The organism is Nocardioides sp. NPDC006303, from assembly GCF_040613175.1.
Classification (GTDB): domain Bacteria; phylum Actinomycetota; class Actinomycetes; order Propionibacteriales; family Nocardioidaceae; genus Nocardioides.
Genome location: NZ_JBEXRR010000048.1, coordinates 1 through 19,788 on the forward strand (window position 1 = coordinate 1; position 19,788 = coordinate 19,788).

25 protein-coding genes are annotated in these 19,788 nt (G+C 67.3%); 9 read left to right on the plus strand and 16 right to left on the minus strand.

Going from position 1 to position 19,788, the window contains the following annotated elements:
• Positions 1-515 precede the first annotated feature (515 nt).
• Positions 516-884 carry a VOC family protein gene (locus ABZY89_RS25575; protein WP_355231760.1) on the minus strand — a complete coding sequence of 123 codons (369 nt, stop codon included), beginning with the start codon at positions 882-884 and terminating at the stop codon, positions 516-518.
• Positions 885-931: 47 nt separating this feature from the next.
• On the opposite strand from ABZY89_RS25575, the gene ABZY89_RS25580 reads away from it, so the two are divergent.
• The gene (locus ABZY89_RS25580; RefSeq protein ID WP_355231762.1) at positions 932-1,501 is read left to right on the plus strand and encodes a TetR-like C-terminal domain-containing protein; all 570 of its coding nucleotides are present in this window, start codon (positions 932-934) and stop codon (positions 1,499-1,501) included.
• A 13-nt stretch (positions 1,502-1,514) separates the two neighbouring features.
• On the opposite strand, the gene ABZY89_RS25585 is transcribed toward ABZY89_RS25580, so the two are convergent.
• Both ABZY89_RS25585 and ABZY89_RS25590 read right to left on the minus strand, forming a co-directional pair.
• The gene (locus ABZY89_RS25585; protein ID WP_355231764.1) at positions 1,515-1,910 is read right to left on the minus strand and encodes a TIGR03618 family F420-dependent PPOX class oxidoreductase; all 396 of its coding nucleotides are present in this window, start codon (positions 1,908-1,910) and stop codon (positions 1,515-1,517) included.
• A 23-nt stretch (positions 1,911-1,933) separates the two neighbouring features.
• Entirely contained in the window at positions 1,934-2,524 is a 591-nt protein-coding gene (locus ABZY89_RS25590; RefSeq protein WP_355231765.1) for a dihydrofolate reductase family protein, read from the minus strand.
• Between the two features lie 93 nt (positions 2,525-2,617).
• Here ABZY89_RS25590 and ABZY89_RS25595 point away from each other — a divergent pair, with 93 nt between their 5' ends.
• Entirely contained in the window at positions 2,618-3,088 is a 471-nt protein-coding gene (locus ABZY89_RS25595; RefSeq protein WP_355231767.1) for a helix-turn-helix domain-containing protein, read from the plus strand.
• Here ABZY89_RS25595 and ABZY89_RS25600 read toward each other — a convergent pair.
• Positions 3,077-3,454: a helix-turn-helix domain-containing protein gene (locus tag ABZY89_RS25600; RefSeq protein WP_350717688.1), complete on the minus strand. Its 378-nt coding sequence runs from the start codon at positions 3,452-3,454 to the stop codon at positions 3,077-3,079. The genes ABZY89_RS25595 and ABZY89_RS25600 overlap by 12 nt on opposite strands.
• A gap of 92 nt (positions 3,455-3,546) precedes the next feature.
• On the opposite strand from ABZY89_RS25600, the gene ABZY89_RS25605 reads away from it, so the two are divergent.
• On the plus strand, positions 3,547-4,392 hold the full coding sequence (locus tag ABZY89_RS25605) for an NAD(P)H-binding protein (RefSeq protein WP_355231769.1): 846 nt from the start codon (positions 3,547-3,549) through the stop codon (positions 4,390-4,392).
• 15 nt (positions 4,393-4,407) lie between these two features.
• On the opposite strand, the gene ABZY89_RS25610 is transcribed toward ABZY89_RS25605, so the two are convergent.
• Positions 4,408-4,902, minus strand: coding sequence for a GNAT family N-acetyltransferase (locus ABZY89_RS25610; protein ID WP_355231771.1), 495 nt, complete (start codon positions 4,900-4,902; stop codon positions 4,408-4,410).
• A 123-nt stretch (positions 4,903-5,025) separates the two neighbouring features.
• Here ABZY89_RS25610 and ABZY89_RS25615 point away from each other — a divergent pair, with 123 nt between their 5' ends.
• Complete coding sequence (locus tag ABZY89_RS25615; protein ID WP_355231772.1) at positions 5,026-6,609, plus strand: FAD-dependent oxidoreductase; 1,584 nt, start codon at positions 5,026-5,028, stop codon at positions 6,607-6,609.
• Positions 6,609-7,265: a Rid family hydrolase gene (locus ABZY89_RS25620; RefSeq protein WP_355231774.1), complete on the plus strand. Its 657-nt coding sequence runs from the start codon at positions 6,609-6,611 to the stop codon at positions 7,263-7,265. Before ABZY89_RS25615 ends, ABZY89_RS25620 begins: the two co-directional genes overlap by 1 nt.
• A gap of 362 nt (positions 7,266-7,627) precedes the next feature.
• Here the strand turns inward: ABZY89_RS25620 and ABZY89_RS25625 are convergent, their stop codons facing one another.
• Positions 7,628-9,040, minus strand: a complete 1,413-nt coding sequence (locus tag ABZY89_RS25625) for an NAD(P)/FAD-dependent oxidoreductase (RefSeq protein WP_355231776.1) — start codon at positions 9,038-9,040, stop codon at positions 7,628-7,630.
• 149 nt (positions 9,041-9,189) lie between these two features.
• On the opposite strand from ABZY89_RS25625, the gene ABZY89_RS25630 reads away from it, so the two are divergent.
• Positions 9,190-9,393 carry a (2Fe-2S)-binding protein gene (locus ABZY89_RS25630; RefSeq protein ID WP_350665493.1) on the plus strand — a complete coding sequence of 68 codons (204 nt, stop codon included), beginning with the start codon at positions 9,190-9,192 and terminating at the stop codon, positions 9,391-9,393.
• 88 nt (positions 9,394-9,481) lie between these two features.
• Positions 9,482-9,970: a bacterioferritin gene (bfr, locus tag ABZY89_RS25635; protein WP_355020442.1), complete on the plus strand. Its 489-nt coding sequence runs from the start codon at positions 9,482-9,484 to the stop codon at positions 9,968-9,970.
• Between the two features lie 23 nt (positions 9,971-9,993).
• Here the strand turns inward: bfr and ABZY89_RS25640 are convergent, their stop codons facing one another.
• The 4 genes from ABZY89_RS25640 to ABZY89_RS25655 all read right to left on the minus strand — a co-directional run bounded on the left by ABZY89_RS25640 (position 9,994) and on the right by ABZY89_RS25655 (position 12,855).
• Positions 9,994-10,380: a VOC family protein gene (locus ABZY89_RS25640; protein WP_355231778.1), complete on the minus strand. Its 387-nt coding sequence runs from the start codon at positions 10,378-10,380 to the stop codon at positions 9,994-9,996.
• An 11-nt stretch (positions 10,381-10,391) separates the two neighbouring features.
• On the minus strand, positions 10,392-10,985 hold the full coding sequence (locus ABZY89_RS25645) for a hypothetical protein (RefSeq protein ID WP_355231780.1): 594 nt from the start codon (positions 10,983-10,985) through the stop codon (positions 10,392-10,394).
• 136 nt (positions 10,986-11,121) lie between these two features.
• The gene (gene glpK, locus ABZY89_RS25650) at positions 11,122-12,639 is read right to left on the minus strand and encodes a glycerol kinase GlpK (RefSeq protein WP_355231782.1); all 1,518 of its coding nucleotides are present in this window, start codon (positions 12,637-12,639) and stop codon (positions 11,122-11,124) included.
• A 36-nt stretch (positions 12,640-12,675) separates the two neighbouring features.
• On the minus strand, positions 12,676-12,855 hold the full coding sequence (locus tag ABZY89_RS25655) for a hypothetical protein (RefSeq protein ID WP_355231784.1): 180 nt from the start codon (positions 12,853-12,855) through the stop codon (positions 12,676-12,678).
• A gap of 82 nt (positions 12,856-12,937) precedes the next feature.
• Here ABZY89_RS25655 and ABZY89_RS25660 point away from each other — a divergent pair, with 82 nt between their 5' ends.
• A complete protein-coding gene (locus ABZY89_RS25660; RefSeq protein WP_355231786.1) occupies positions 12,938-15,403 on the plus strand; it encodes a hypothetical protein in 2,466 nt (821 codons plus the stop codon).
• Positions 15,404-15,440: 37 nt separating this feature from the next.
• On the opposite strand, the gene ABZY89_RS25665 is transcribed toward ABZY89_RS25660, so the two are convergent.
• The 6 genes from ABZY89_RS25665 to ABZY89_RS25690 all read right to left on the minus strand — a co-directional run bounded on the left by ABZY89_RS25665 (position 15,441) and on the right by ABZY89_RS25690 (position 19,215).
• Positions 15,441-15,767 (minus strand): metalloregulator ArsR/SmtB family transcription factor, encoded by a 327-nt coding sequence (locus ABZY89_RS25665; protein WP_355231787.1) that lies wholly within the window; start codon positions 15,765-15,767, stop codon positions 15,441-15,443.
• Positions 15,764-16,243 (minus strand): SRPBCC domain-containing protein, encoded by a 480-nt coding sequence (locus tag ABZY89_RS25670; RefSeq protein ID WP_350665473.1) that lies wholly within the window; start codon positions 16,241-16,243, stop codon positions 15,764-15,766. The genes ABZY89_RS25665 and ABZY89_RS25670 overlap by 4 nt, the downstream gene beginning before the upstream one ends.
• 99 nt (positions 16,244-16,342) lie before the next feature.
• Positions 16,343-17,116 (minus strand): MerR family transcriptional regulator, encoded by a 774-nt coding sequence (locus ABZY89_RS25675; protein ID WP_355231789.1) that lies wholly within the window; start codon positions 17,114-17,116, stop codon positions 16,343-16,345.
• A gap of 40 nt (positions 17,117-17,156) precedes the next feature.
• Positions 17,157-17,921: an ABC transporter permease gene (locus tag ABZY89_RS25680; protein WP_355231791.1), complete on the minus strand. Its 765-nt coding sequence runs from the start codon at positions 17,919-17,921 to the stop codon at positions 17,157-17,159.
• Positions 17,918-18,715 carry an ATP-binding cassette domain-containing protein gene (locus ABZY89_RS25685; RefSeq protein ID WP_355231793.1) on the minus strand — a complete coding sequence of 266 codons (798 nt, stop codon included), beginning with the start codon at positions 18,713-18,715 and terminating at the stop codon, positions 17,918-17,920. The genes ABZY89_RS25680 and ABZY89_RS25685 overlap by 4 nt, the downstream gene beginning before the upstream one ends.
• Positions 18,716-18,825: 110 nt before the next feature.
• The gene (locus ABZY89_RS25690; protein WP_355231795.1) at positions 18,826-19,215 is read right to left on the minus strand and encodes a DUF1801 domain-containing protein; all 390 of its coding nucleotides are present in this window, start codon (positions 19,213-19,215) and stop codon (positions 18,826-18,828) included.
• A 104-nt stretch (positions 19,216-19,319) separates the two neighbouring features.
• Here ABZY89_RS25690 and ABZY89_RS25695 point away from each other — a divergent pair, with 104 nt between their 5' ends.
• Positions 19,320-19,778 carry a MerR family transcriptional regulator gene (locus ABZY89_RS25695; protein WP_355231797.1) on the plus strand — a complete coding sequence of 153 codons (459 nt, stop codon included), beginning with the start codon at positions 19,320-19,322 and terminating at the stop codon, positions 19,776-19,778.
• Positions 19,779-19,788: the final 10 nt, after the last annotated feature.

Genomic DNA, 19,788 nt, shown 5'->3' on the forward strand with positions numbered 1-19,788 from the left:
CCAGAACCTTTATCGGCTCCTTGCCTTTCAGACTTTAGCAGACTCACTTTCGCTTTCCCAATTCGGCGCGTTCCGCGCTTTCCCTGGTTTAGCAGTTGTGTTTCTGCCTCGTCCTGGAGGACTTTATCGGATCTCGCTTTGTTGTCCAATTCGGCGAATTCACACCGGATTCGGATAAAAGCAATATCCACACCTACACAGCCATGACGATCTGATGTGAATCAGATCTTGAGTTCTTCGGCAGATCCTGAGACCCGCTGCCAGAACACCCTGGAATCGAGCGATGCTCGAAAGAGTGGAGGTGGCCGCTCCGGGGCCGGAAGCCCGCACGAAGACTCGCGCTTGCTTCCCGCCGCACCCTGGCGACTCGGAGAACACTACACACACCCTGGCGCCGTTTCAAATCGCCAGGGCAACTTTTTTCGTGCGATGTTCTGGGCCTCACTCTAGACCCCCGAGACAAGGCCCATGGGCCGTTTGCTCCACCCGGCGCCAGGGGCCTCGTGACCCGCCGGTCAGGCGGGGGCGAAGAGCTCGACCGGGTTGCCGGCCGGGTCTTCGATCACGGCCTGGGCTCCGCCCCGGCCATCGATGCGGCTGGTGCGTACGCGAGCGCCGGCTTCGCTCAGGCGCCGGAGCTCCTGGTCGACATCGGGCACCTCGAGCTGGATACGGCTCCAGCCACCGGGGCTCGGAACCTTGCCGTCGTCGGCGGCCTGCCCGGCGCCTCCGGCACCGGGGGTGTTCAGCATCAGGCGCAGGCCGTGGCCCTCGAGCATCGCGAAGCCGCCGGCTCTCGGACCGACGTCCTCGAACCCGAGCTCGCGGTAGAAGGCGACGGCGGCAGTGATGTCGTCGACGATGTAGCGGAATCCGGGAATCATCTGTCTCTCCTTTCTGCAACACTACTGTTGCATAGTAGGCTCCGGGCATGGCTTCTCGTCAAGGGCGTACGGACCCCCGAGTGGTGCGCAGCCGGGAAAGAGTGCTCGAAGCGGCGCTCGCGGAGCTCGCCGAGCGGGGATACGGCGGATTCAGCATCGACGGGGTGGCGACCCGTGCCGGCGTCGCCCGGAGCACGATCTATCGACTGGGGCACGACCGGCTCAGCCTGGTCGCCGCGGCCATGGAGACGCTCAACGTGCAGCCACGCCCGGAAGCCGGCGGACAGGACCCGCGCGCCGATGTGGTGGCGATCGTCGCCCACCTCGCCTCCGCCATGCAGTCGTCGCTGATGTCCGACTGTCTCCCCGCCGTGCTCGACGGCGCAGAGCGCGACCCGGGCCTGCGGGAGCTGCACCACCGCTACAGCGCGCAGCGCCGTACGCGGCTGGTCGATGCACTCACCAGGCTGCGGGACTCGGGGCACGATGTTGGGGATCCGGAGCGGGCGGCGGAGGCGCTGGCGGGGGCGGTGTTCTATCGGCGGCTGATGACCTCGGTGCCGCTGCGTACGGATGAGGTCGAGGGTTTGGTGGCGACCGTGCTCGGGGAGAAGTGATCCTGCAACGGGCTCAGCCGACGCCGATGTGCTGGTAGTCGAGGTCGATCAGGGCGACGGCACGGTCTCCGTACGCATCGACCTCGCGGGGGTAGGGCGCGCCGGTGTATCGGGTGGCGAGCTCGTCGATGATCTCCCAGCGGGTCTCGTCCTCGACCCAGCCGACGACGCGGCCCCGGAGGATGACCGGCATGAAGTCGTTCTCCTGCGGCGCCAGGGAGAGTGCGATGCGCGGGTCGGTGTGGAGGTTGCGGTACTTGCGGCCACGGTTGCCGGTGAGGAAGACGACGTGGTCGCCGTGGGTTCCGATCCAGACCGGGGAGGTGCGCGGGGCGCCGTCGGGTCCGATCGTGGCGACATGCGCCAGGGCGGTTCCCTCGAGGAAGGGGCGTACGTCGGGGTTGATCATCGGTCTTCTCCTTGCTTCGGTGGTCAGCGGATGACGCGGTAGTGGAGGTGGGTGACGCCCGGTGCGGGGACGACGTCGACGATCTCGAGCGAGATGTGCTCAGGGAGCTCGTTGAAGAAGCGGCGGCCGGCGCCGAGGAGCACCGGGACCTGGTGGAGGACGATCTCGTCGACCAGGCCGGCCCTCAGTGCTTCCGTCACGACACCGCCGCCCATGAGTCCGACGTCCTTGCCGCCGGCCTGCTCCTTGGCGAGGGCGATCGCGTCGTCGATGGTGGTGGCGAAGGTCTGGCGGTCGTGGATCGCGGGAGCGGGACGATGGGAGAGGACGACCAGAGGAGCGGTGGGATGCGGCGCTCCTCCGTCGTCCCAACCGGAGTCGTCGTAGGTGTTGCGGCCGGCGAGGCTGACCCCGTCGCGTACGGCTAGGGCGTCGAAGACGCGGGCGCTCGGCTCGGAGAGCTTGAAGCCGTCGAAGACCTGGCTGGGGGTGTCGCCGTCGAAGTACCAGTCGAAGAGGACGCCGCCGTCCCCCAGGCCGCGCCCCGGGCCGGGAGCACGGCCGGTGATGAAGCCGTCGACGGAGACCGACAGTGCTGCGAGGACCTTGCTCATGATCGCTCCCTGAGGGTCGGAGTTTCCTGAAGAGACTCTGTGACCGTAACACTCTGAGTTCCTTCAGGGAACCCCAAATGGTAGATTCGGGTCATGCAACGTACGAACTTCGGTGACATGGCCTGCTCGATCGCGAGGACGCTCGACGTGATCGGGGAGCCGTGGTCGCCTCTCGTGCTGCGCGACATCTGGGTGGGTATGAACCGCTTCGATCAGATCCAGGCGGATCTCGGGATCTCTCGGAAGGTGCTCACCGAGCGGCTCGGGCATCTGGTCGAGCACGGGGTGGTGGAGAAGCAGGCGTACGACAACCGGCCGCGCTATGAGTACGTGCTGACGGAGAAGGGGCGCGAGCTCGTCGACGTGCTGATGGTCATGGTCGGCTGGGGTGACAAGTGGCTCGCGGGCGAGGCCGGGCCGCCGGTGCTCTATCGGCATCACGCGTGCGGCGAGATCGGGCGGGTCGATCTGCGGTGCTCGCACTGCGGCGAGCCGATGCATGCCGACGACATCGACGTGCTGCCCGGGCCGGGGGCTGCGCCGGAGCCGGCCTCAGCGGGGTAGCGGACCGGTGTAGGCCTGCCGCGCCGTCTCCACGGCTGGCATGTTCGCCTCCGACCAGTTGCCGACGGCCGCGAAGACCGGCTGCAGGCTGCGGCCGAGGTCGGTGATGTCGTACTCCACCCGGGGTGGCACCTCGGCGTGGTAGCGGCGCTCGACGAGACCGTCGCGCTCGAGCTGGCGCAGGCGCTGGGTCAGCACCTTCGAGGAGATCGTGCCGAGGCGGCGCTCCAGCTCTACGAAGCGCTGGGTGCCGAACTCGTGCAGCGTCCACAGGATCGGGGTGGTCCATCGGCTGAAGATCAGCTCCACCGCCGGGGTGATCGGACAGGCCGCCACCGGCTCGTCAGTGCTCGGACGCCAGGTCATATCGCTCCAATACTTACCTTGGGGAACCCACTGTATCGAGGGATCTAACGTCGTTCCGAACCCAGATCCACGACCTATGAATGGAGACCTCGATGATCGTCATCACCGGAGCGACGGGGAATGTCGGACAACCGCTCGTCGAGCTGCTGGCCGACGCCGGGCACACCGTCACCGCCGTCTCGCGCGGGATGTCGGCACCGCTGCCGACCCGGGCGGGAGTCGCCACCGCGGTGGCTGACCTCTCCGACGTCACGACCCTGGCGCCGGCGCTGGCCGGCGCCGACGCGCTGTTCCTGATCGTCAGCGGCGCCGGCGCGCATGTCGACGGGCCGGCACTGATGAAGCATGCCGAGGCGGCAGGCGTACGTCGCGTGGTCCTGTTGTCCTCGCAGGCGGTCGGCACCCGGCCTGGGACTCCGTCGCACGCACCGCTCGCCGACCTCGAGGAGGCGGTGCGGGGCTCGGCGATGGAGTGGACGATCCTGCGCCCCGGCGGCTTCGCGAGCAATGCGCTCGCCTGGGTGCCGATGATCAAGGAGATGAACGCCGTGCACGCACCGTACGGAGATGTCGCGCTTCCCGTGGTCGACCCTCTCGACATCGCCGAGGTCGCCGCGGCGACCCTGACCGAGGACGGTCACGCGGGGCGGACGTACGAAATCACCGGTCCTGCCGCGACCACGCCGCGGGATCGGGTCGAGGAGATCGCCTCGGCGATCGGGCGTCCGCTGGAGTTCGTCGAGCTGACCCCGGAGGAGGCCCGGAGCCAGATGTTGGAGTTCATGCCGCCGGCCGTCGTCGAGGGGACGCTCGCCATCCTCGGGCACGCGACCGCCGACGAGCAGGCGGTCAGCCCGCACGTCGAGGAAGTGCTGGGCAGGCCGGCCCGCGGTTTCGGGGAGTGGGCTCGGCGGTTCGCCGCTGCGTACGGGGCCTGAGTTCGGGCCTGAGGGTCAGCTACCGCCGGCGGCGCCCAGCTCCTTCAGCGCGGCGCCGTCGATGCGGTGGACCTCCCACTCGTCCTGCGGGACCGAGCCGAGAGAGCGGTAGAAGGCGATCGACGGTTCGTTCCATGTCAGCACCCACCACTCGAGGCGGCGCCAGTCGTTCTCGACGCAGATCTCGGCGAGGCGTACGAGGAGCGCCTTGCCTGCGCCGGCGCCGCGGTGCGCCGGGTCGACGAAGAGGTCCTCGAGCCAGATGCCGTTGCGGCCGGTCCAGGTGGAGAAGGTGACGTACCAGACCGCCATGCCGATGACCGTGCCGTCGAGCTCGGCGATGAGGCAGCGGGTGGTCGGGGTGCCGGACTCGGGGAAGAGCGCCGCGGTGAAGTCCGTCTCCGTCGCCTCGACGGCGTCGGGCTCCTTCTCGTAGACGGCCAGGGCGTGGACGAGGCGGAGGATCTCGGGTACGTCGGCGGGCGCTGCATCGCGGATGGTGACGGTCACGGGTCGATCCTAGGACTACTCGCCAGTTCAGGAATGCGCATTCCAGTGAGACGCAAACGCAATCACGATGCAACAAAGGCTTCCTACGTTTCGGGGCGTCCCCAACAGATTGGATACCCCCACATGACTCAGACTCAGTCACGTCGGAACTTCTTGCGCAACGTCGGCCTCGCCGGCGGCGCGGGAGTCATGTTGCACAGCATGGGTGCTCTCGGGCTCACCTCGGCTCACGCCGCGGAGACCCCCAGCTTCACTCCTCCCAAGCCTTCCGATCTCGCCCGGGCCGGCAGCAAGTCGGTCGTGATCCTCGGCGGCGGCATCGCCGGGCTCACCGCTGCGTACGAGCTGCTCAAGGGTGGCTACAAGGTCACCGTGCTCGAGGGGCGCGAGCGGCCGGGCGGTCGCAACTTCACCGTGCGCGGCGGGACCCGGGTGACCGATCTGAACGGGGTCACGCAGGTGGCCGGGTTCTCCAAGGGTCAGTACATGAACGCCGGGCCCGGGCGCCTGCCGCAGAGCCACATCACGCTCGACTACTGCAAGGAGCTGGGCGTCCCGATCGAGGCGTTCACCAACCAGAACGCCAACGCACTGCTCTATTACCCCGGCGACCACGGCATCGGCGCGGTGCAGATGCGTCAGGCGAAGGCGGACACGTACGGCTATGTCTCCGAGCTGCTCGCGAAGGCGACCGACAAGGGCGCCCTGGACGAGGAGCTGACGGCCGCCGACAAGGAGGCGCTGATCGCCTTCCTGAGGAACTTCGGCGATCTCGGCTCCAAGGCGGAGGGGTACGCCTACACCGGCTCCAGCCGCGCGGGCTACACGGTCGAGCCCGGGGCCGGGCAGGAGTCGGGCACCGAGGTCGCCCCGAACTCCATGAGTGCTGTCCTCGCCGCCGGGCTGGGTCAGTACTTCTCCTTCGAGTTCGGCTACGACCAGGCGATGATGATGTATCAGCCGGTCGGTGGCATGGACGCGATTCCGAACGCCTTCGCCCAGGCCGTCGGGGCGCGGAACATCCGCTACGGCGCCGAGGTCGTCGAGTGGAACAACACCTCGACCGGCGTCTCCGTCTCCTACAAGGCTCGCGGGAGGACCGAGACCATCAAGGCGGACTTCGCGATCAACTGCATGCCGCCGAACATCGCGGCCAAGGTCCAGCACAACCTCGGCGCCGACATCACCGCGAGCCTGAAGTCCTTCGGGCCCTCGAACGCCGGCAAGATCGGGATCGAGTACGACCGGCGCTGGTGGGAGGAGGACTTCCGGATCTACGGCGGCATCACCAACACCCGCCTCGACCTGCGCAACATGTGGCATCCGTCGTACGGGTTCAACGGGGACAAGGGCACGATGATCGGCTACTACAACACCGGTAGTGCGGCCGACACCTACGGCGTGCTCAGCCCCGCCCAGCGGCTCTCGCGGGCGGTGGACATGGGCAAGCAGATCTTCGGGGACGTCTACGGCGAGGGCATCACCGCCTCCTACAGCCAGGACTGGAAGACGCAGAAGTTCTCCGAGGGAGCCTGGGCCTACTCGACGACGGCCGACACCGATCCGCTCTACACACGGCTGCTGGACGCCACCGGCAACACGTATTTCGCCGGTGACCACCTCAGCCACTCCGTGGCGTGGCAGCACGGCGCGATCACTGCCGCCCGGGCAGCCGTCGAGAAGCTGCACGCGCGGGTGACGGCATGATGTCGCCGCGTACGAAGGTGCTGGCTGTGGTCGGGTTGACCGCGGCGCTGGTCGCTCCGACGGCGGCGGTCGCTGGGAGCAGATGGTCCGACTTCCCGCCGCGAGGTGGGGAGACGATCTCGGTGCTGCCCGCGGGGCAGGACAACCCGTCGATCGCCAACGGCGTCGCGATCGGGCCGGAGGCCGCGATCTACAAGACCAGCGGGCTCGGTCCGTCGCGGCTCAACACCGGGGCGAGCGGCGAGGCGGCCTACATCGACACCGCGGTGTTCCCGGGTGGCGAGCTGCCGCCGGGCGTGACCATCACCGAGGCCCAGGGGATCAACGTGCTGCGCCGGATCGGGGAGAACCTCGAGGCGGCCGGTCTCTCCTACGACGACGTGATCACGATGCGCGTCTTCCTGCAGAACCCCGCGGGCGAGGCGAAGATGGACTTCGCGGGCTGGAACCGGGCCTATCGGCAGTTCTTCGCGAACACATCGGTCTCGACCGGCGAGGCGATCCCGGTGCCGCTGGGCACAGCTGCGCCGGCGGCTCCGATGGTCGTCAACCCCGCCCGGCCGTCGCGGTTCGCGCTCGAGATCGAGAACCTGCCCGTCGACGGATGGCTCGTCGAGGTGGAGGTGGACGCGGCCTATCCGGTGAAGAGGAAGTAGGCCCCGAAAACGAGATCGCCCTCTCCGAGCAGTGCTCGGGGAGGGCGATTCTCGTGCAGCTCAGACGGTTGTCAGAGCTTGGAAAGCTTGGGGAAGGGGCTGGCGATACGCACCAGTCGGGGACCGAAGTCGACAGTGACTGCGGCCGTTTCTTTGTTGACGACCCGACCCAGGCCGAAGGAGTCGTGGGAAACCAGGTCCCCTGACTCGAACTGCTCAATGACCGGCTCGGGATCTGCCTTGAAAGGACTCGCGGCGAAGTGTCGCCGCCGGGGGGTTGAGGTAGTCATCCCTTCGAGTATGTGGCCTCAGACACGAATAAGGGAATGCACAGGTTGGTCACAATGGCCTATCAGATCGTTTCAGGCCGGCGTGTAGTCGGCCTTGTCGTAGCTGGCGCTGCGGCGGTAATGGGCCGAAATGCTTGGCCAGTTGGTGGTGATGCGGCCGTTCCGCTCGCGATACCAGGAGGTGCATTTGCTCCAGACGCTGTCGGCCAGCTTGTCCTGGATCCGCGCGTCGTAGGCCTCCTCGACCTCCGCCCGCACCTCGAGCGGGCCGGCGTCGGCGACGTGATCGGCGTACCGGCCGAGGTAGCGGGCCTGCGTCTCCAGGAAGAAGATGATCGAGCCACCACCGGTGTTGGTGTTGGGGCCGTACATGATCAGCAGGTTGGGGAAGCCCGGGACGGTCATGCCGTGGTAGGCGTGGGCGCCGTCCTTCCAATGGGTGTGCAGGTCGCGGCCCTGGGTGCCGGTGATCGTCATCGGAGCGAGGAAGTCGGTGGCCTTGAACCCGGTGCCCCAGATGATCACGTCGACCTCGTGCTGCTGCCCGTCGGCGGTCGTCACGCCGGTCGGGGTGATCTCGACGATGTCGTCGGTGATCACGTCCACGTCGGGCTGGGCGAGGGCCGGCAGGTAGTCGTCGGCGAAGAGGATGCGCTTGCAGCCGAACGGGTAGTCCGGCCAGACCTTCTCGAAGAGCCCCGGCTTCGCCGCGGTCTGCGCCTTCATGTGGCGCTTGGACCAGGCGCGCATGACCGCACCGAACGGCTTGACGTGGAAGGACGTGGTGAGCCACTCGGCCTGGACCCAGATCTTCGCGCGGTTGAGGAGCTGCGGGATCGGGCCGGCGGCGTCGGTGCGCTCGAAGTCCTTGCGGGGGACGATGTAGGGCGCCGAGCGCTGGAAGAGGAGCACCTGCGCTGCGTCCTTGCGCACCTCGGGCACGAACTGGATGGCGCTGGCCCCGGTGCCGATCACCGCCACCCGCTTGTCGTGGAGGCTCAGGTCGTGGTTCCACTCGGCGGAGTGGAAGGCCTCTCCCTGGAACGTGTCGGCGCCGGGGATGTTCGGGACCGAGGGCCGGGAGAGCTGGCCGACGGCAGGTACGAACAGGTCGACCGTCTCCGTCTCCCCCGTGCTGAGCTCGAGCCGCCAGGTCTTCGACTCGTCGTCCCAGCGGGCGGCGGTCACCTCGGTGTGGAACCGGATGTGGCGGCGTACGTCGTACTTGTCGACGACCCGGTGGATGTAGTCGAGGATCGCGGGCTGGCGGGAGAACTTGTGGGGCCAGTGCGGGTTGGGCTCGAAGGAGTAGGAGTAGAGGCTGGAGGGTACGTCGCAGGCGGCGCCCGGGTAGGTGTTCTCGCGCCAGACACCGCCGACGTCTCCTGCCTTCTCGAACACGACGATGTCGTCGTGGCCGCGCTTCTTGAGCTCGATCGTGGCGGCCAGGCCGCCGAAGCCGGTGCCGATGACTGCGATGCGCAAGAGATCCTCCGAGGGCCGGGAGCGACGGTGTGACCTGGACCATACCGGGAGAATGTGACCGGCAAAATGTGAATGGCCGCGAGAGGACCGAAAGGTAAGAAGTGGGACGCCCGCTCGTCTTCGGGATTAGGTTCGGCTAACCTAAACCCATGATCGTCTGCCAGTGCCGAGTCGTCACGGACCGTGACGTCGATGCCGCGCTGGCCGACGGGGCGCGTACGGTCAGCGCGATCTGCCGCTCGACGGGAGCCGCTCAGGACTGCGGCTCGTGCATCTTCTCGGTGAAGAAGCAGGTCAGCCGGCATCTCGAGCAGGAGTGCTCGCACCTCGTGGCCGACGGCGCCGCGAGCTGACGTACGCAACCGGTCACAAACTGAGTCTGTCCTCACTCCCGGGGTGCCGTGCGAGTATCGGGACAGATCCCGTTACCGGAGGTAGGTCATGCAGCCAGTCGATCCACGCGTCGTCGAGCTCCTCAACGAGGCGCTCACGTTCGAGCTCACGGTCACCAACACGTACTTCCTGCATGCTCGGATGCTCGACAACTGGGGGCTGCCCAAGCTCGGCAAGGTCTTCTACGACCTCTCCATCGACGAGATGCGCGACGCCGACGAGCTGATCAACCGGATCCTGATGTTCGACGGCCATCCCAACGTGCAGCGCCTCAACGCCATCCAGGTCGGCGAGACCGCCGAGGAGATGCTCTCCCTCGCCCTGGCGAGCGAGCGCGCCGCGGTCGCCCAGTTCAACGCCGGCGGCGAGGAGTGCCACCAGCTCGGTGACCACGGCACCGCCGCCGTCTTCGAGGAGATGGTCCGCGACGAGGAGAAGCACGCCGACTGGTTCGAGTCCCAGCTCGACGCGATCGATCGCGTCGGCCTCCAGGCTTACCTGGCTCAGCACGTCGGCGCAGGTGAAGGACCCGGCTGAGCCGGGCCCTTCCGTGCTTTCCGTCAGGCAGGCACCGCGTCGTCGATGCAGAGGATGTTGTCCTCGCTGTCCTTGAACCAGGCTGCGTGACCAGCCTCGCCCATGCCGGCGACGTCACCGTCCCAGGTCAGTCCGGGCATCTCGTAGTGCTCGAAACTGACCCCCTTGGCGCGCAGGTCTTCGGTCTCCTTGCGGACGTCGGCCACGTGGAACTGGGCGATCGTGTGCCCGGCCTTGCCCGCCTGCTCGGTCTCGTAGAGGTGGAAGGACGTGCCACCGCCGGTCGAGTAGACCAGCCAGCCTTCGCTCTCCTCGCTCGGCTCGAGCCCGAGCTTGTCGGCGTAGAAACGGCGTGCCCGGCCGAGGTCGGCGGCCGGGATGTTCGCCCTCACACTGCTTTCGGTCAACATCGTCGGCCTCCTCAGGCGCTCTCGAACCAGGGGCGGTGGAGGTCGTAGTACGTCGCGCCCTGCATCGCGTAGTCGAGCTCGCGGCGCACGTCTTCCGGGGGCTCGATCTGCTCGCCCTTACGGGCGTCGGCCTCGTTGGTGAACGCGACGGTCTCGATGAAGCTGCCGTCCGCCTCGATCGCGAGGGTGCCGCCGAGGATCTCGGGGCGCATCTCGTGCAGCTGGGTGGTGTCGGTCGTCATCATCGCCTTGAGCCGGCTCGGGTCGTCGACGCGGCCGCGGATGATCTGCACGAACCCGGCGTCGTCGGAGCCGCCGTCGAAGAGCAGCGTGACGTCGTCGCAGTCGTGGAACTCCATCGGCCCGTCCATGACCTCGGCCATCTTCGCGGCCCACTCCCCCTGCTCGGGACGGTTGGAGTTGGCCATCGCCGCCTCGCGGGACTCGAAGCGGACCACCCCGATGAGCTGACCGTCGTCGGTGAATCCGTTGGTGCCGCCCAGCCACCCGGTCGCGCCCGGCGCCAGGTCGCGCCGCCACTCGTCGAGCAACTGGCGGGCCTCGTCCTGCCGGGTGCAGGGACCCTGGATCATCTGGATGAACATTGCTGCCTCCTCGGTCGTTGGTGTGCCAACGGACCGGTCGAGGCGGTAGCCGGGCCCCGGCCAGGCCCTCTCGCAACGTACGTCCGAAGGGTTCCCCCGCACATACCCCAAACAGGGCGTTTTTGAAACGACGCCGTCAGTCGACGTCGACCCAGTCGAGCGTGCGGTCGACGGCCTTCCGCCAGCCGGCGTACCCGGTCTCGCGCTGCTCCTCGTTCCAGGCCGGCGTCCAGCGCTTGGACTCGTTCCAGTTCTGGCGGAGCTCGTCGGTGTCCTTCCAGAAACCGACGGCGAGCCCGGCGGCGTACGCGGCTCCGAGCGCGGTGGTCTCGGCGACGACCGGGCGGCTGACCTCGACGCCGAGGACGTCGGCCTGGATCTGCATGCACAGCTCGTTGGCGGTGATGCCGCCGTCGACCTTGAGGACCTCGAGGCGTACGCCGGAGTCCTTCTCCATCGCCTCGGCGACGTCACGGCTCTGGTAGCAGATCGCCTCCAGGGCCGCGCGGGCGATGTGGCCGCTGTTGTTGAACCGGGACAGGCCGACGATCACGCCGCGCGCATCCGAGCGCCAGTAGGGGGCGAAGAGACCGGAGAAGGCCGGGACGAAATAGACCCCGCCGTTGTCCTCGACCTCCTTGGCCAGGGCTTCGACCTGCGTGGCGTTGCTGATCACCCGCAGCTGGTCGCGCAGCCACTGCACCGCGGAGCCGGTGACGGCGATCGAACCCTCCAGGGCGTACGTCGGTGGCTGGTCGCCGAACTGGTAGCAGACCGTGGTGAGGAGACCGTTCTGGGAGCGTACGAGCTCCTGGCCGGTGTTGAGGAGGAGGAAGTTGCCGGTGCCGTAGGTGTTCTTGGCCTCGCCGGCGTCCAGGCAGACCTGGCCGACCATCGCGGCCTGCTGGTCCCCGAGGATGCCGGTGATCGGGATCTCGCCGCCGAGCGGACCGTTCTCCAGCGTGGTGCCGTAGGCGTTGGGATCGGAGGAGGGCCGGATCTCGGGGAGCATCTGGCGCGGGATGTCGAAGAATCCGAGCAGCTCGTCGTCCCAGTCGAGGGTCTCGAGGTCCATCAGCATCGTGCGGCTGGCGTTGGTGACGTCGGTGACGTGCACGCCCCCGCTGGGACCGCCGGTCAGGTTCCAGACGATCCAGGTGTCGGTGGTGCCGAAGATGGCCTCGCCGTTCTCCGCGGCCTCGCGGACACCGTCGACGTTCTCCAGGATCCACTGGATCTTGCCTCCGGCGAAGTACGTCGCGGGCGGGAGCCCTGCCTTGCGGCGGATGATGTCGCCGCGCTCGTCCTTGTCGAGGGCGGAGGCGATCCGGTCGGTGCGGGTGTCCTGCCAGACGATCGCGTTGTAGTAGGGCCGTCCGGTCCTCTTGTTCCACACCACGGTGGTCTCGCGCTGGTTGGTGACGCCGAGCGCGGCGATGTCCTTGTCCGTCAGGCCCTTGCTGCCGAGCGCGATCTGGATCACCGCCCTGGTGCGCTCCCAGATCTCCACCGGGTTGTGCTCGACCCAGCCCGCTTTGGGCAGGATCTGCTGGTGCTCCAGCTGGTGGCGGGCCACCTCCTTGCCGCCGTGGTCGAAGATCATGCAGCGGGTGCTCGTGGTGCCTTGGTCGATGGCTGCGACGTAGTCGGGCATGTCGGTCCTTTCGGTTCCTGTTTCCGGGATCGGTGGTCAGGCGGCGGCAGGCAGGTCGCTGGTCTCCTCAGCCTCCTCCTCGGTGGGCAAGAAGCGTGTGATCAACACCTTGTACGCTCCGGCACCGCTGAGTCCACCGACAAGCGGGACGACGATCGGGATCCAGGAGTAGAGGTCGCCTCGCCATCGGGTGGGTTGTCGCCCGTGGCAGTTCATGGTCCAATTCGGGTCTCGGGGGCTCCTGTGGGGGCATGTTCAGCATGTGGGTGCCTCATCATCGGGAGACAGAATGCGTCGCTTGGCCTCGTCCCTGCTTGTTCTGGCGGGAGCTCTGACCGGCCTGGCGCTGGTGAGCCCGCCGGCGCACGCCGCCTTGTCGGTCACCATCTACGCCTCGGCATCGACCGTGCCCGAAGGCTCCGCGGTCACCTTCACCGGCAGAGCGATCGACGCGCGCCTGGGCAGCGTCGTACGTCTTCAGCGTCAGCGCACCGACGGGAGCTGGGCGGTCGTGGCGTCCCGCAAACTGGTGGACACCCGGCGATACCGCTTCACCACCACTCCTCCGCGTGGTTATCAGAAGTACCGGGTCGTGAAGCCGGCTCAGCTGCGTCAGCCCGGCAGGGTGTCCGCGACCAAGACCATCAAGGTGACCTGGCGTCCCGCGGTCACGCTCGGGACCGTGAAGCACCAGGTCGTCGACTACTCCACCGGCGCGGTCACGACCAGCACCAACGGTCGAACGACACGGTTGAGCGCCGGCTTCGAGCTGCGCCGGGAACTGCAGCGCTCGGACGGAACGTGGGCGCTGCACGGTCGTGTGCGCGTCGCGTCCGACCAGACCTGGCGTGACCGCTTCTCCAGCCGCCACGGCCAGCGTTTCCGCTACGTGGCTCCTGCTTATGGATCCCGGCTCGCGAAGGCGAGCAGCTCGTTCGTCGTCGACGGGCACTGGACTCCGACCGTCACGGCATTCGCCGCACTCGTTCCTCAGACCGGCGACGCGTCGCTGCGCGGTGACTCCACGGGTCTGACCGGTGACGCATGGGTACGCCTGCAGGTGCTCTATTCCGACGGATGGCACTCTCTCGACGCTGGAGCCACCGTCGCTGCAGACGGCACCTTCTCCATGACGTTCCAGCCGAACATGTCCCTGTCGTACCGTGTCTACGCCCCCGGTGACGGTCTCCGGAGAGCCGCCACGTCAGCGCCGTTCGAGGTTGCTCAGGGCAGTCCCACTCGCGTCGAGCTCAACACCACTACACCCGTAGTGTTTCCGAGCGAGGCGACCCGGCGACAGCTGGTCGTCGCGCTCGAGAAGGGTCAGACGTTCACCTATTACAGCTGGTACGTGGTGACGGAGAGCGTCACCGACCCCTCTGGGAACACTGTGCCGGCCTTCGGTCCGTCCGACCACGGAACGACGCGGGTCGCTCCCCTCACGGGCGACTACATCATCACGCTGACCAAGTCGGCGTACTGGGACGCCGAGTCGGTCGATATCACGCTCAGCACTCCGCTCGTGATCGACTCCGCGATCGATGCACCGGCCATGGACCTGGCGAATGAGCTGCCCGGGCAGGTCGTCGACCTCCGGTTCGATGGCACTGCAGGCTCGACGATCTCCGAATACACACCTCAGGGCCCGAGGCGATCGTCGGAAACGCTTATCGATCCATCCGGCGACGTCGTCGCCGGATGGGACGGTTACTACCGGCGGATCGGGAACCTGAACGAGACGGGCCGATACACGATCCGGTTCGCTCCCAATGCAGGAGACAGGTTCACGAGACCAGGCGAGCAAGTCCTGTCGGCCAGGAAAGGCGCCATGGTCCTCGACGGGTCTCCCGCGCCGGTCAGTCTCGACGGCCCGGGTCGCGTAGGGATCGTGACCGTGGAAGTGCCGGCCGGGATCGATCTTCTCGTCTCGCGCAACGGAGATTCGGGTCCCAGTCAGTCGCTCTACGACCCCGACGGCCAGGAGGTGTCGGGCCACTCCTCCAACAGTCACGAGATTCGCTCGACCAAGGCGGGCACCTACACCCTCTTCGTATCGAATACGGTCCCGGTTGAGCTCGAGTTCTATGCCAGCACTCCTCTCGACATAGCCGCGTCCCCGGAGGCCACCACACCGTACGTCCGCGGGCCGGCTCCCCGTCGAAACGCCAATGTCACGATCCCCGTCACCGCCGGACAGCTGCTCAGCTTCGAGATCCTCGACGATGCCGGCCAGTACTGCTCCGGCGACGCGAGCGTCGAGTCCGACTGGAGCGGGTTCGAGTGGATCATGAACGGCGACCACCCGGCCGTCTTCAAGGTTGCCAACACAGCCGAGATCGTGCTCCGGGCACGCCTGTGTTCGACTACAGGAAGCATCCGGCTCAATCCCGTCACCATGGCGACACCGTCACTGACAGGTTCGACCGTCGACGGGGCCGGCAGGACCGTCGACACCCATGAGGTCACCGTCGAGGCAGCACAACCGGGGCAGGTCATGCTCGTGGACTACAGCCCAGGAACGCAGCTGGGAGAGGTCGAGATGCGGGCGACCCGCTCGACTTTCTCCGACCAGAACCCCTACTGGGCCGCGTATGGCTTCCCTCCGAATGCCTTCACCACGTCCACGTACGTCGGTCCGGTGCCTTTCGATCGGCTCTGGTCGAGGAAGAGCTGGTCCTACCCGTGGCGGCAGTACTACTTCGTGTACGCCGGGCCGACCGAGACGGGCGCTCTCGACCTGCAGTTCACCTACACCCACGGGTAAGGAACGCGAGTGCCCAACCAGGAGCCAGACCCCGGCCTCAGTCGTCCGCTGACTCGGCGAGGGACTTGAGGGCGCGGAGCCTGGTGTCCCAGGCGTTGCCGATGCGGTCGAGCTCGTGGGCGAGGGCGTTGAGGCGGGAGCCGAGGGCGGCGTAGACGATCTCGCGGCCGCGGCGCTCGGCAGTGACGAGGCCGGCCTCGGAGAGTACGTCGAGGTGCTTGACGATCGCCTGGCGGCTGACCGGGAGCACCCGGGCCAGGGCGGAGGCGGACATGGTCTCCTGCCCCAGCCGGGTGAGGATGTCCCAGCGGGTCTGGTCGCCCAGCGCCGCGCACATCTCGGGGAGGGTGGGCGTCGCGCTCACGCGCGCGCCTCGACGTACGTCTTGGCCGCTTCGAGCTCCTGGGCCCAGCCGCCGTCGTTGCCCTCGCGCTCCTTGAGCCAGACCGCGGGGTCCTCGGACAGGGTGGAGAAGCCGCTCTCCAGGACCTCGAGGGTCACGCCGCCGGCCGGGTTCTCCTCGATCCGGAACTCCACCAGCGTGCCCTCGGTGGCGTCGCGGTAGGGCGTGCCGAGCCAGCGGAACGCGGCGTAGCGCGGCTCGTCGAGCTCGATCGTGCGGAACCGGAACTCGCCCATCGTCGGGTGGGTGACCACGGCGATCTCGGTGCCGTCATCGGCGGTCTCGACGCGGGTGTCCGGGTCGTCGAGGACGGTGCCGTCGTTGACGTACCACCCGGGGCGGGTGATCAGGGACCAGACCTTCTCGGCGCTGGCGTCGATGTCGATCTGGCGTCGGATGCTGTCGAGCTCGGCGAGCTCTTCGGTGCTGTGAACCATGGGTCCTCCTCGGGTAGTGGAAGTGCAACCTCAGTGTTGCACTTCGACGACCCATCTGCAACCTTCTAGTTGCAGACTCGACCAGCCGGCGTACGTCCTCTACTTCTGGATCCGCTCGAGCTTGGTCCAGCCGGTGTAGCCGCGCTTCTCGACCAGGCGCATGAGGTCGTGGGCGACGGGGACCTGCTCGACGAACATGGCGTCGAGCAGGGAGACGAGCTCGGTGGGCATGGCCTGGTCGTCCTCGACGTACGCGGCCCAGTCCTCGGGAGAGATCGCTTCGAGCTGCGAGACGATCCGGTCGGCCATGGCCTCCAGGCGGGGGTCACCGGGCAGCCAGTCGAGCATGGCATCCAGCTCCTGGTAGGTCTCCACGACCGAAGGGTCGTCGAGCTGGCCGACCTTGCTGCGGATGAAGGCCTCCATGCTCCGCGGCTGCTGGGCCGCGACGAGGATCCAGGCGTCGCGCTCGCCGTCGATCATCCGCTGCGGGATGCCGAGCTCCCGCATCCGTTCCAGATAGGCGACCGCCTCGGGCGGGAGGGCCAGTCCGTCGCCGTGGACGAGCCGGGCGATCCGCTCGCGGTGGCCCTGGCGCTCGCGGATCTCGAGACGGAGGCGCTTGTCGATCTCGGCGACCGCCTTCTTGAAATCGTCGTCGCCGGCGTCCAGCAGCTCCTTGACACGGGAGAGCGGGACGCCGGCGTCGGCGAGGATGCGGATCTTGATCAGGTCGACGACGGCAGCTGCGTCGTAGCGTCGGTAGCCCGAGTGGTCGCGCTCGGGCTCCAGTAGCAACCCTTTGGCGTGGTAGTGACGCACTGCCCGGACGGTGACTCCGGCGGCGGCAGCCACCTGGCTGATCGTGAGCATCCCCGAATAGTGGCGGGAACGCCCGGGTTTGTCGCGTGGTTTAGGCGAACTTGCGACGGTAGGCAGCGGTGGCCAGGACGTACGCGACGACCAGGATGCAGACGCACCAGGCCAGCGCGATCCACAGCTCGTTGCCCAGCGGCTGACCGGCGAAGATCGCCCGGATGGAGTCGACGATCGAGGTGACCGGCTGGTGCTCGGCGAAGGCTCGCACCGGGCCGGGCATGGTGTCGGTCGGCACGAACGCCGAGCTGAGGAAGGGCAGGAAGATCAGCGGGTAGGAGAACGCGCTGGCTCCCTCGACCGTGCCGGCAGTCAGGCCCGGGATCACCGCGAGCCAGGTCAGCGCCAGGGTGAACAGGGCCAGGATGCCGACGACCGCGAGCCAGTCGAGCACGCTCGCGCCGGTGCGGAAGCCCATCAGCAGGGCGACGAGCACCACCACGACCAGCGAGATCATGTTCGCGACCACCGAGGTGAGCACGTGACCCCACAGAACCGCGGACCGGGCGATCGGCATCGACTGGAACCGGTCGAACATGCCGCCGTTCTTGTCCTGGAACAGACGGTAGGCGGTGTAGGCGATGCCGGAGGCGATGGTGATCAACAGGATGCCGGGTAGCTGATAGGTGACATAGCTCTCGGTGGACCCGGTGTCGATCGCACCGCCGAAGACGTACACGAACAAGAGCATCATGGCGATCGGGGTGATCGCGGTGGTGACGATGGTGTCGGGGCTGCGGCCGATGTGTCGAAGGGAGCGGCCGGTCAAGATGGCGGTGTCGCCGAAGAATCGGGTGGTCATCGTGACTCCTTGAGGTTGTTCGTGCTGGCGGACTTGCCGTTGGACTTGCTGGTGATGGCGAGGAAGATGTCCTCGAGGGACGGCTGTTTCTCGATGTACTCCTGCTTGGCCGGCGGGAACATCGCCTTGAGCTCGGCGAGGGTTCCGTTGGCGATGATGCGGCCCTCGTGGAGGATCGCGATCCGGTCGGCGAGCTGCTCGGCCTCTTCGAGGTACTGCGTGGTGAGCAGGACCGTCGTGCCGCTGTCGGCGAGCTCCTTGACCGTCTGCCAGACCTCGAGCCGGGCCTCCGGGTCGAGACCGGTGGTCGGCTCGTCGAGGAAGATCACCGACGGGTTGCCGATGAGGCTCATCGCGATGTCGACGCGGCGGCGCATGCCACCGGAGTACGTCGCGACCTTGCGGTTGCCGGCCTCGGTGAGCGAGAACCGGGCGAGGAGCTCGTCGGCGACCGCGCCCGGGTTCTTCTGGCGGAGCAGCTTGGCGATCAGGATGAGGTTCTCGCGACCGGTCAGGATCTCGTCGACGGCGGCGAACTGGCCGGTGAGGCTGATGGAACTACGTACGTCGTCGGCCTGGGTCGCGACGTCGAAGCCGTTGACCGTCGCCTGGCCACCGTCCGCCTTGAGCAGCGTGGTCAGGACCTTCACGGTCGTGGTCTTGCCGGCGCCGTTGGAGCCGAGGAGGGCGAAGATGCTCCCCTTCTCGACGCTCATGTCGACGCCCTGGAGGACGTGTACGTCGCCGTAGGACTTGGTCAGTCCGGCGATCTCGATTGCTGGTGTCGGGTTCATGTCGAATAGCGTCGAGGGTTGACGCTGGGTCAAGGTCAAGCGGAAGTTTGGATCTTTTCCGCTGGGCCTGATCAGACCCGACAGGAGTGCGAAATGCGCTGGTCGCGCGGTCATTCCTTCTGCAGGCGGCGCCAGCCACCGGCCCGGTTGTTGGCGACGATGGCGCGCAGCAGCTCGGTCAGCGCCGGACGGTCGATCGGGTCGTCCCGGTAGATCTGGATGGCTCGCCCGGTGGCGTTGCCGTGACCCTGGTTGATGATCCCAGCCGGATCGGGGACGGTCGGGTCGTAGAGGAACAGGTTGACGTGGTCCTTGGTGGCGAGGAGCGCGCACACGTTGCCCTGCAGCACGAAGTAGGGCTGGACCGTCCGCTTGATCGTCTCCTCGATCTCCGGGTCGGCGTCGTGGATGATCTCGCGCAGATCGCGGCAGATGTCGCGCTGCCACTCCGGCAGACCGTCGAGGTAGCTGTCGACGCCGGCATGGGTGCGGATGGCCATGATCGCAATGTACGCCCGGGCCGCGGGCGCCCGGCAAGCCAAATACACATGTCGATAAATCATCCCTTTGACTTCAAGTACTTGAAGTTCTTAGCGTCTTTGGCGTGACTGCATCAACGACTCGGACGTACACGATCCGAGAGGTGGCGACGCTGACCGGACTGCCGGCCAGCACCTTGCGCTACTACGAGACGATCGGGCTGATCTCGCCGGTCAGTCGCGGCGCCAGCAGCGGGCACCGGGTCTATGACGAGACCGACCTGGACCAGCTGACCGGCGTCGCCTGCCTGGCCGCGATCGGCCTCTCGATCGACGACATGAGGACGTACGTCACGAACAGCCGCCTCGGTCGCGACGGTGCCGCCGAGCAGATCGACATGCTCACCGAGCACGCCGCTCACCTCGCCCGCGAGGCCGAGAACCTCGAGCTGCGGCGGCGTTACGTCGGTCTCAAGACCGACTACTGGCGAGCCGTCGCGGCCGGCGACGAGGCGCGCGCCGAGGAGATCGGCGAGCAGGCACACACGCTGGCCGATCAGATCCGCAGCCGCGAGAACCACTGATCCACCACTC

What these genes read in the sequence shown, in the direction of transcription:
- ABZY89_RS25595 (WP_355231767.1), top strand. Translation starts at nt 2,618, where the DNA reads ATGCAACGTACGAACTTCGGTGACATGGCCTGCTCGATCGCGAGGACG.
- ABZY89_RS25575 (WP_355231760.1), bottom strand. Translation starts at nt 884, where the DNA reads ATGATTCCCGGATTCCGCTACATCGTCGACGACATCACTGCCGCCGTC.
- ABZY89_RS25615 (WP_355231772.1), top strand. Translation starts at nt 5,026, where the DNA reads ATGACTCAGACTCAGTCACGTCGGAACTTCTTGCGCAACGTCGGCCTC.
- ABZY89_RS25670 (WP_350665473.1), bottom strand. Translation starts at nt 16,243, where the DNA reads ATGGTTCACAGCACCGAAGAGCTCGCCGAGCTCGACAGCATCCGACGC.
- ABZY89_RS25590 (WP_355231765.1), bottom strand. Translation starts at nt 2,524, where the DNA reads ATGAGCAAGGTCCTCGCAGCACTGTCGGTCTCCGTCGACGGCTTCATC.
- ABZY89_RS25630 (WP_350665493.1), top strand. Translation starts at nt 9,190, where the DNA reads ATGATCGTCTGCCAGTGCCGAGTCGTCACGGACCGTGACGTCGATGCC.
- ABZY89_RS25645 (WP_355231780.1), bottom strand. Translation starts at nt 10,985, where the DNA reads ATGTTCATCCAGATGATCCAGGGTCCCTGCACCCGGCAGGACGAGGCC.
- glpK (WP_355231782.1), bottom strand. Translation starts at nt 12,639, where the DNA reads ATGCCCGACTACGTCGCAGCCATCGACCAAGGCACCACGAGCACCCGC.
- ABZY89_RS25675 (WP_355231789.1), bottom strand. Translation starts at nt 17,116, where the DNA reads ATGCTCACGATCAGCCAGGTGGCTGCCGCCGCCGGAGTCACCGTCCGG.
- ABZY89_RS25620 (WP_355231774.1), top strand. Translation starts at nt 6,609, where the DNA reads ATGTCGCCGCGTACGAAGGTGCTGGCTGTGGTCGGGTTGACCGCGGCG.
- ABZY89_RS25580 (WP_355231762.1), top strand. Translation starts at nt 932, where the DNA reads ATGGCTTCTCGTCAAGGGCGTACGGACCCCCGAGTGGTGCGCAGCCGG.
- ABZY89_RS25685 (WP_355231793.1), bottom strand. Translation starts at nt 18,715, where the DNA reads ATGAACCCGACACCAGCAATCGAGATCGCCGGACTGACCAAGTCCTAC.
- ABZY89_RS25690 (WP_355231795.1), bottom strand. Translation starts at nt 19,215, where the DNA reads ATGGCCATCCGCACCCATGCCGGCGTCGACAGCTACCTCGACGGTCTG.
- bfr (WP_355020442.1), top strand. Translation starts at nt 9,482, where the DNA reads ATGCAGCCAGTCGATCCACGCGTCGTCGAGCTCCTCAACGAGGCGCTC.
- ABZY89_RS25640 (WP_355231778.1), bottom strand. Translation starts at nt 10,380, where the DNA reads ATGTTGACCGAAAGCAGTGTGAGGGCGAACATCCCGGCCGCCGACCTC.
- ABZY89_RS25655 (WP_355231784.1), bottom strand. Translation starts at nt 12,855, where the DNA reads ATGAACTGCCACGGGCGACAACCCACCCGATGGCGAGGCGACCTCTAC.
- ABZY89_RS25600 (WP_350717688.1), bottom strand. Translation starts at nt 3,454, where the DNA reads ATGACCTGGCGTCCGAGCACTGACGAGCCGGTGGCGGCCTGTCCGATC.
- ABZY89_RS25680 (WP_355231791.1), bottom strand. Translation starts at nt 17,921, where the DNA reads ATGACCACCCGATTCTTCGGCGACACCGCCATCTTGACCGGCCGCTCC.
- ABZY89_RS25605 (WP_355231769.1), top strand. Translation starts at nt 3,547, where the DNA reads ATGATCGTCATCACCGGAGCGACGGGGAATGTCGGACAACCGCTCGTC.
- ABZY89_RS25585 (WP_355231764.1), bottom strand. Translation starts at nt 1,910, where the DNA reads ATGATCAACCCCGACGTACGCCCCTTCCTCGAGGGAACCGCCCTGGCG.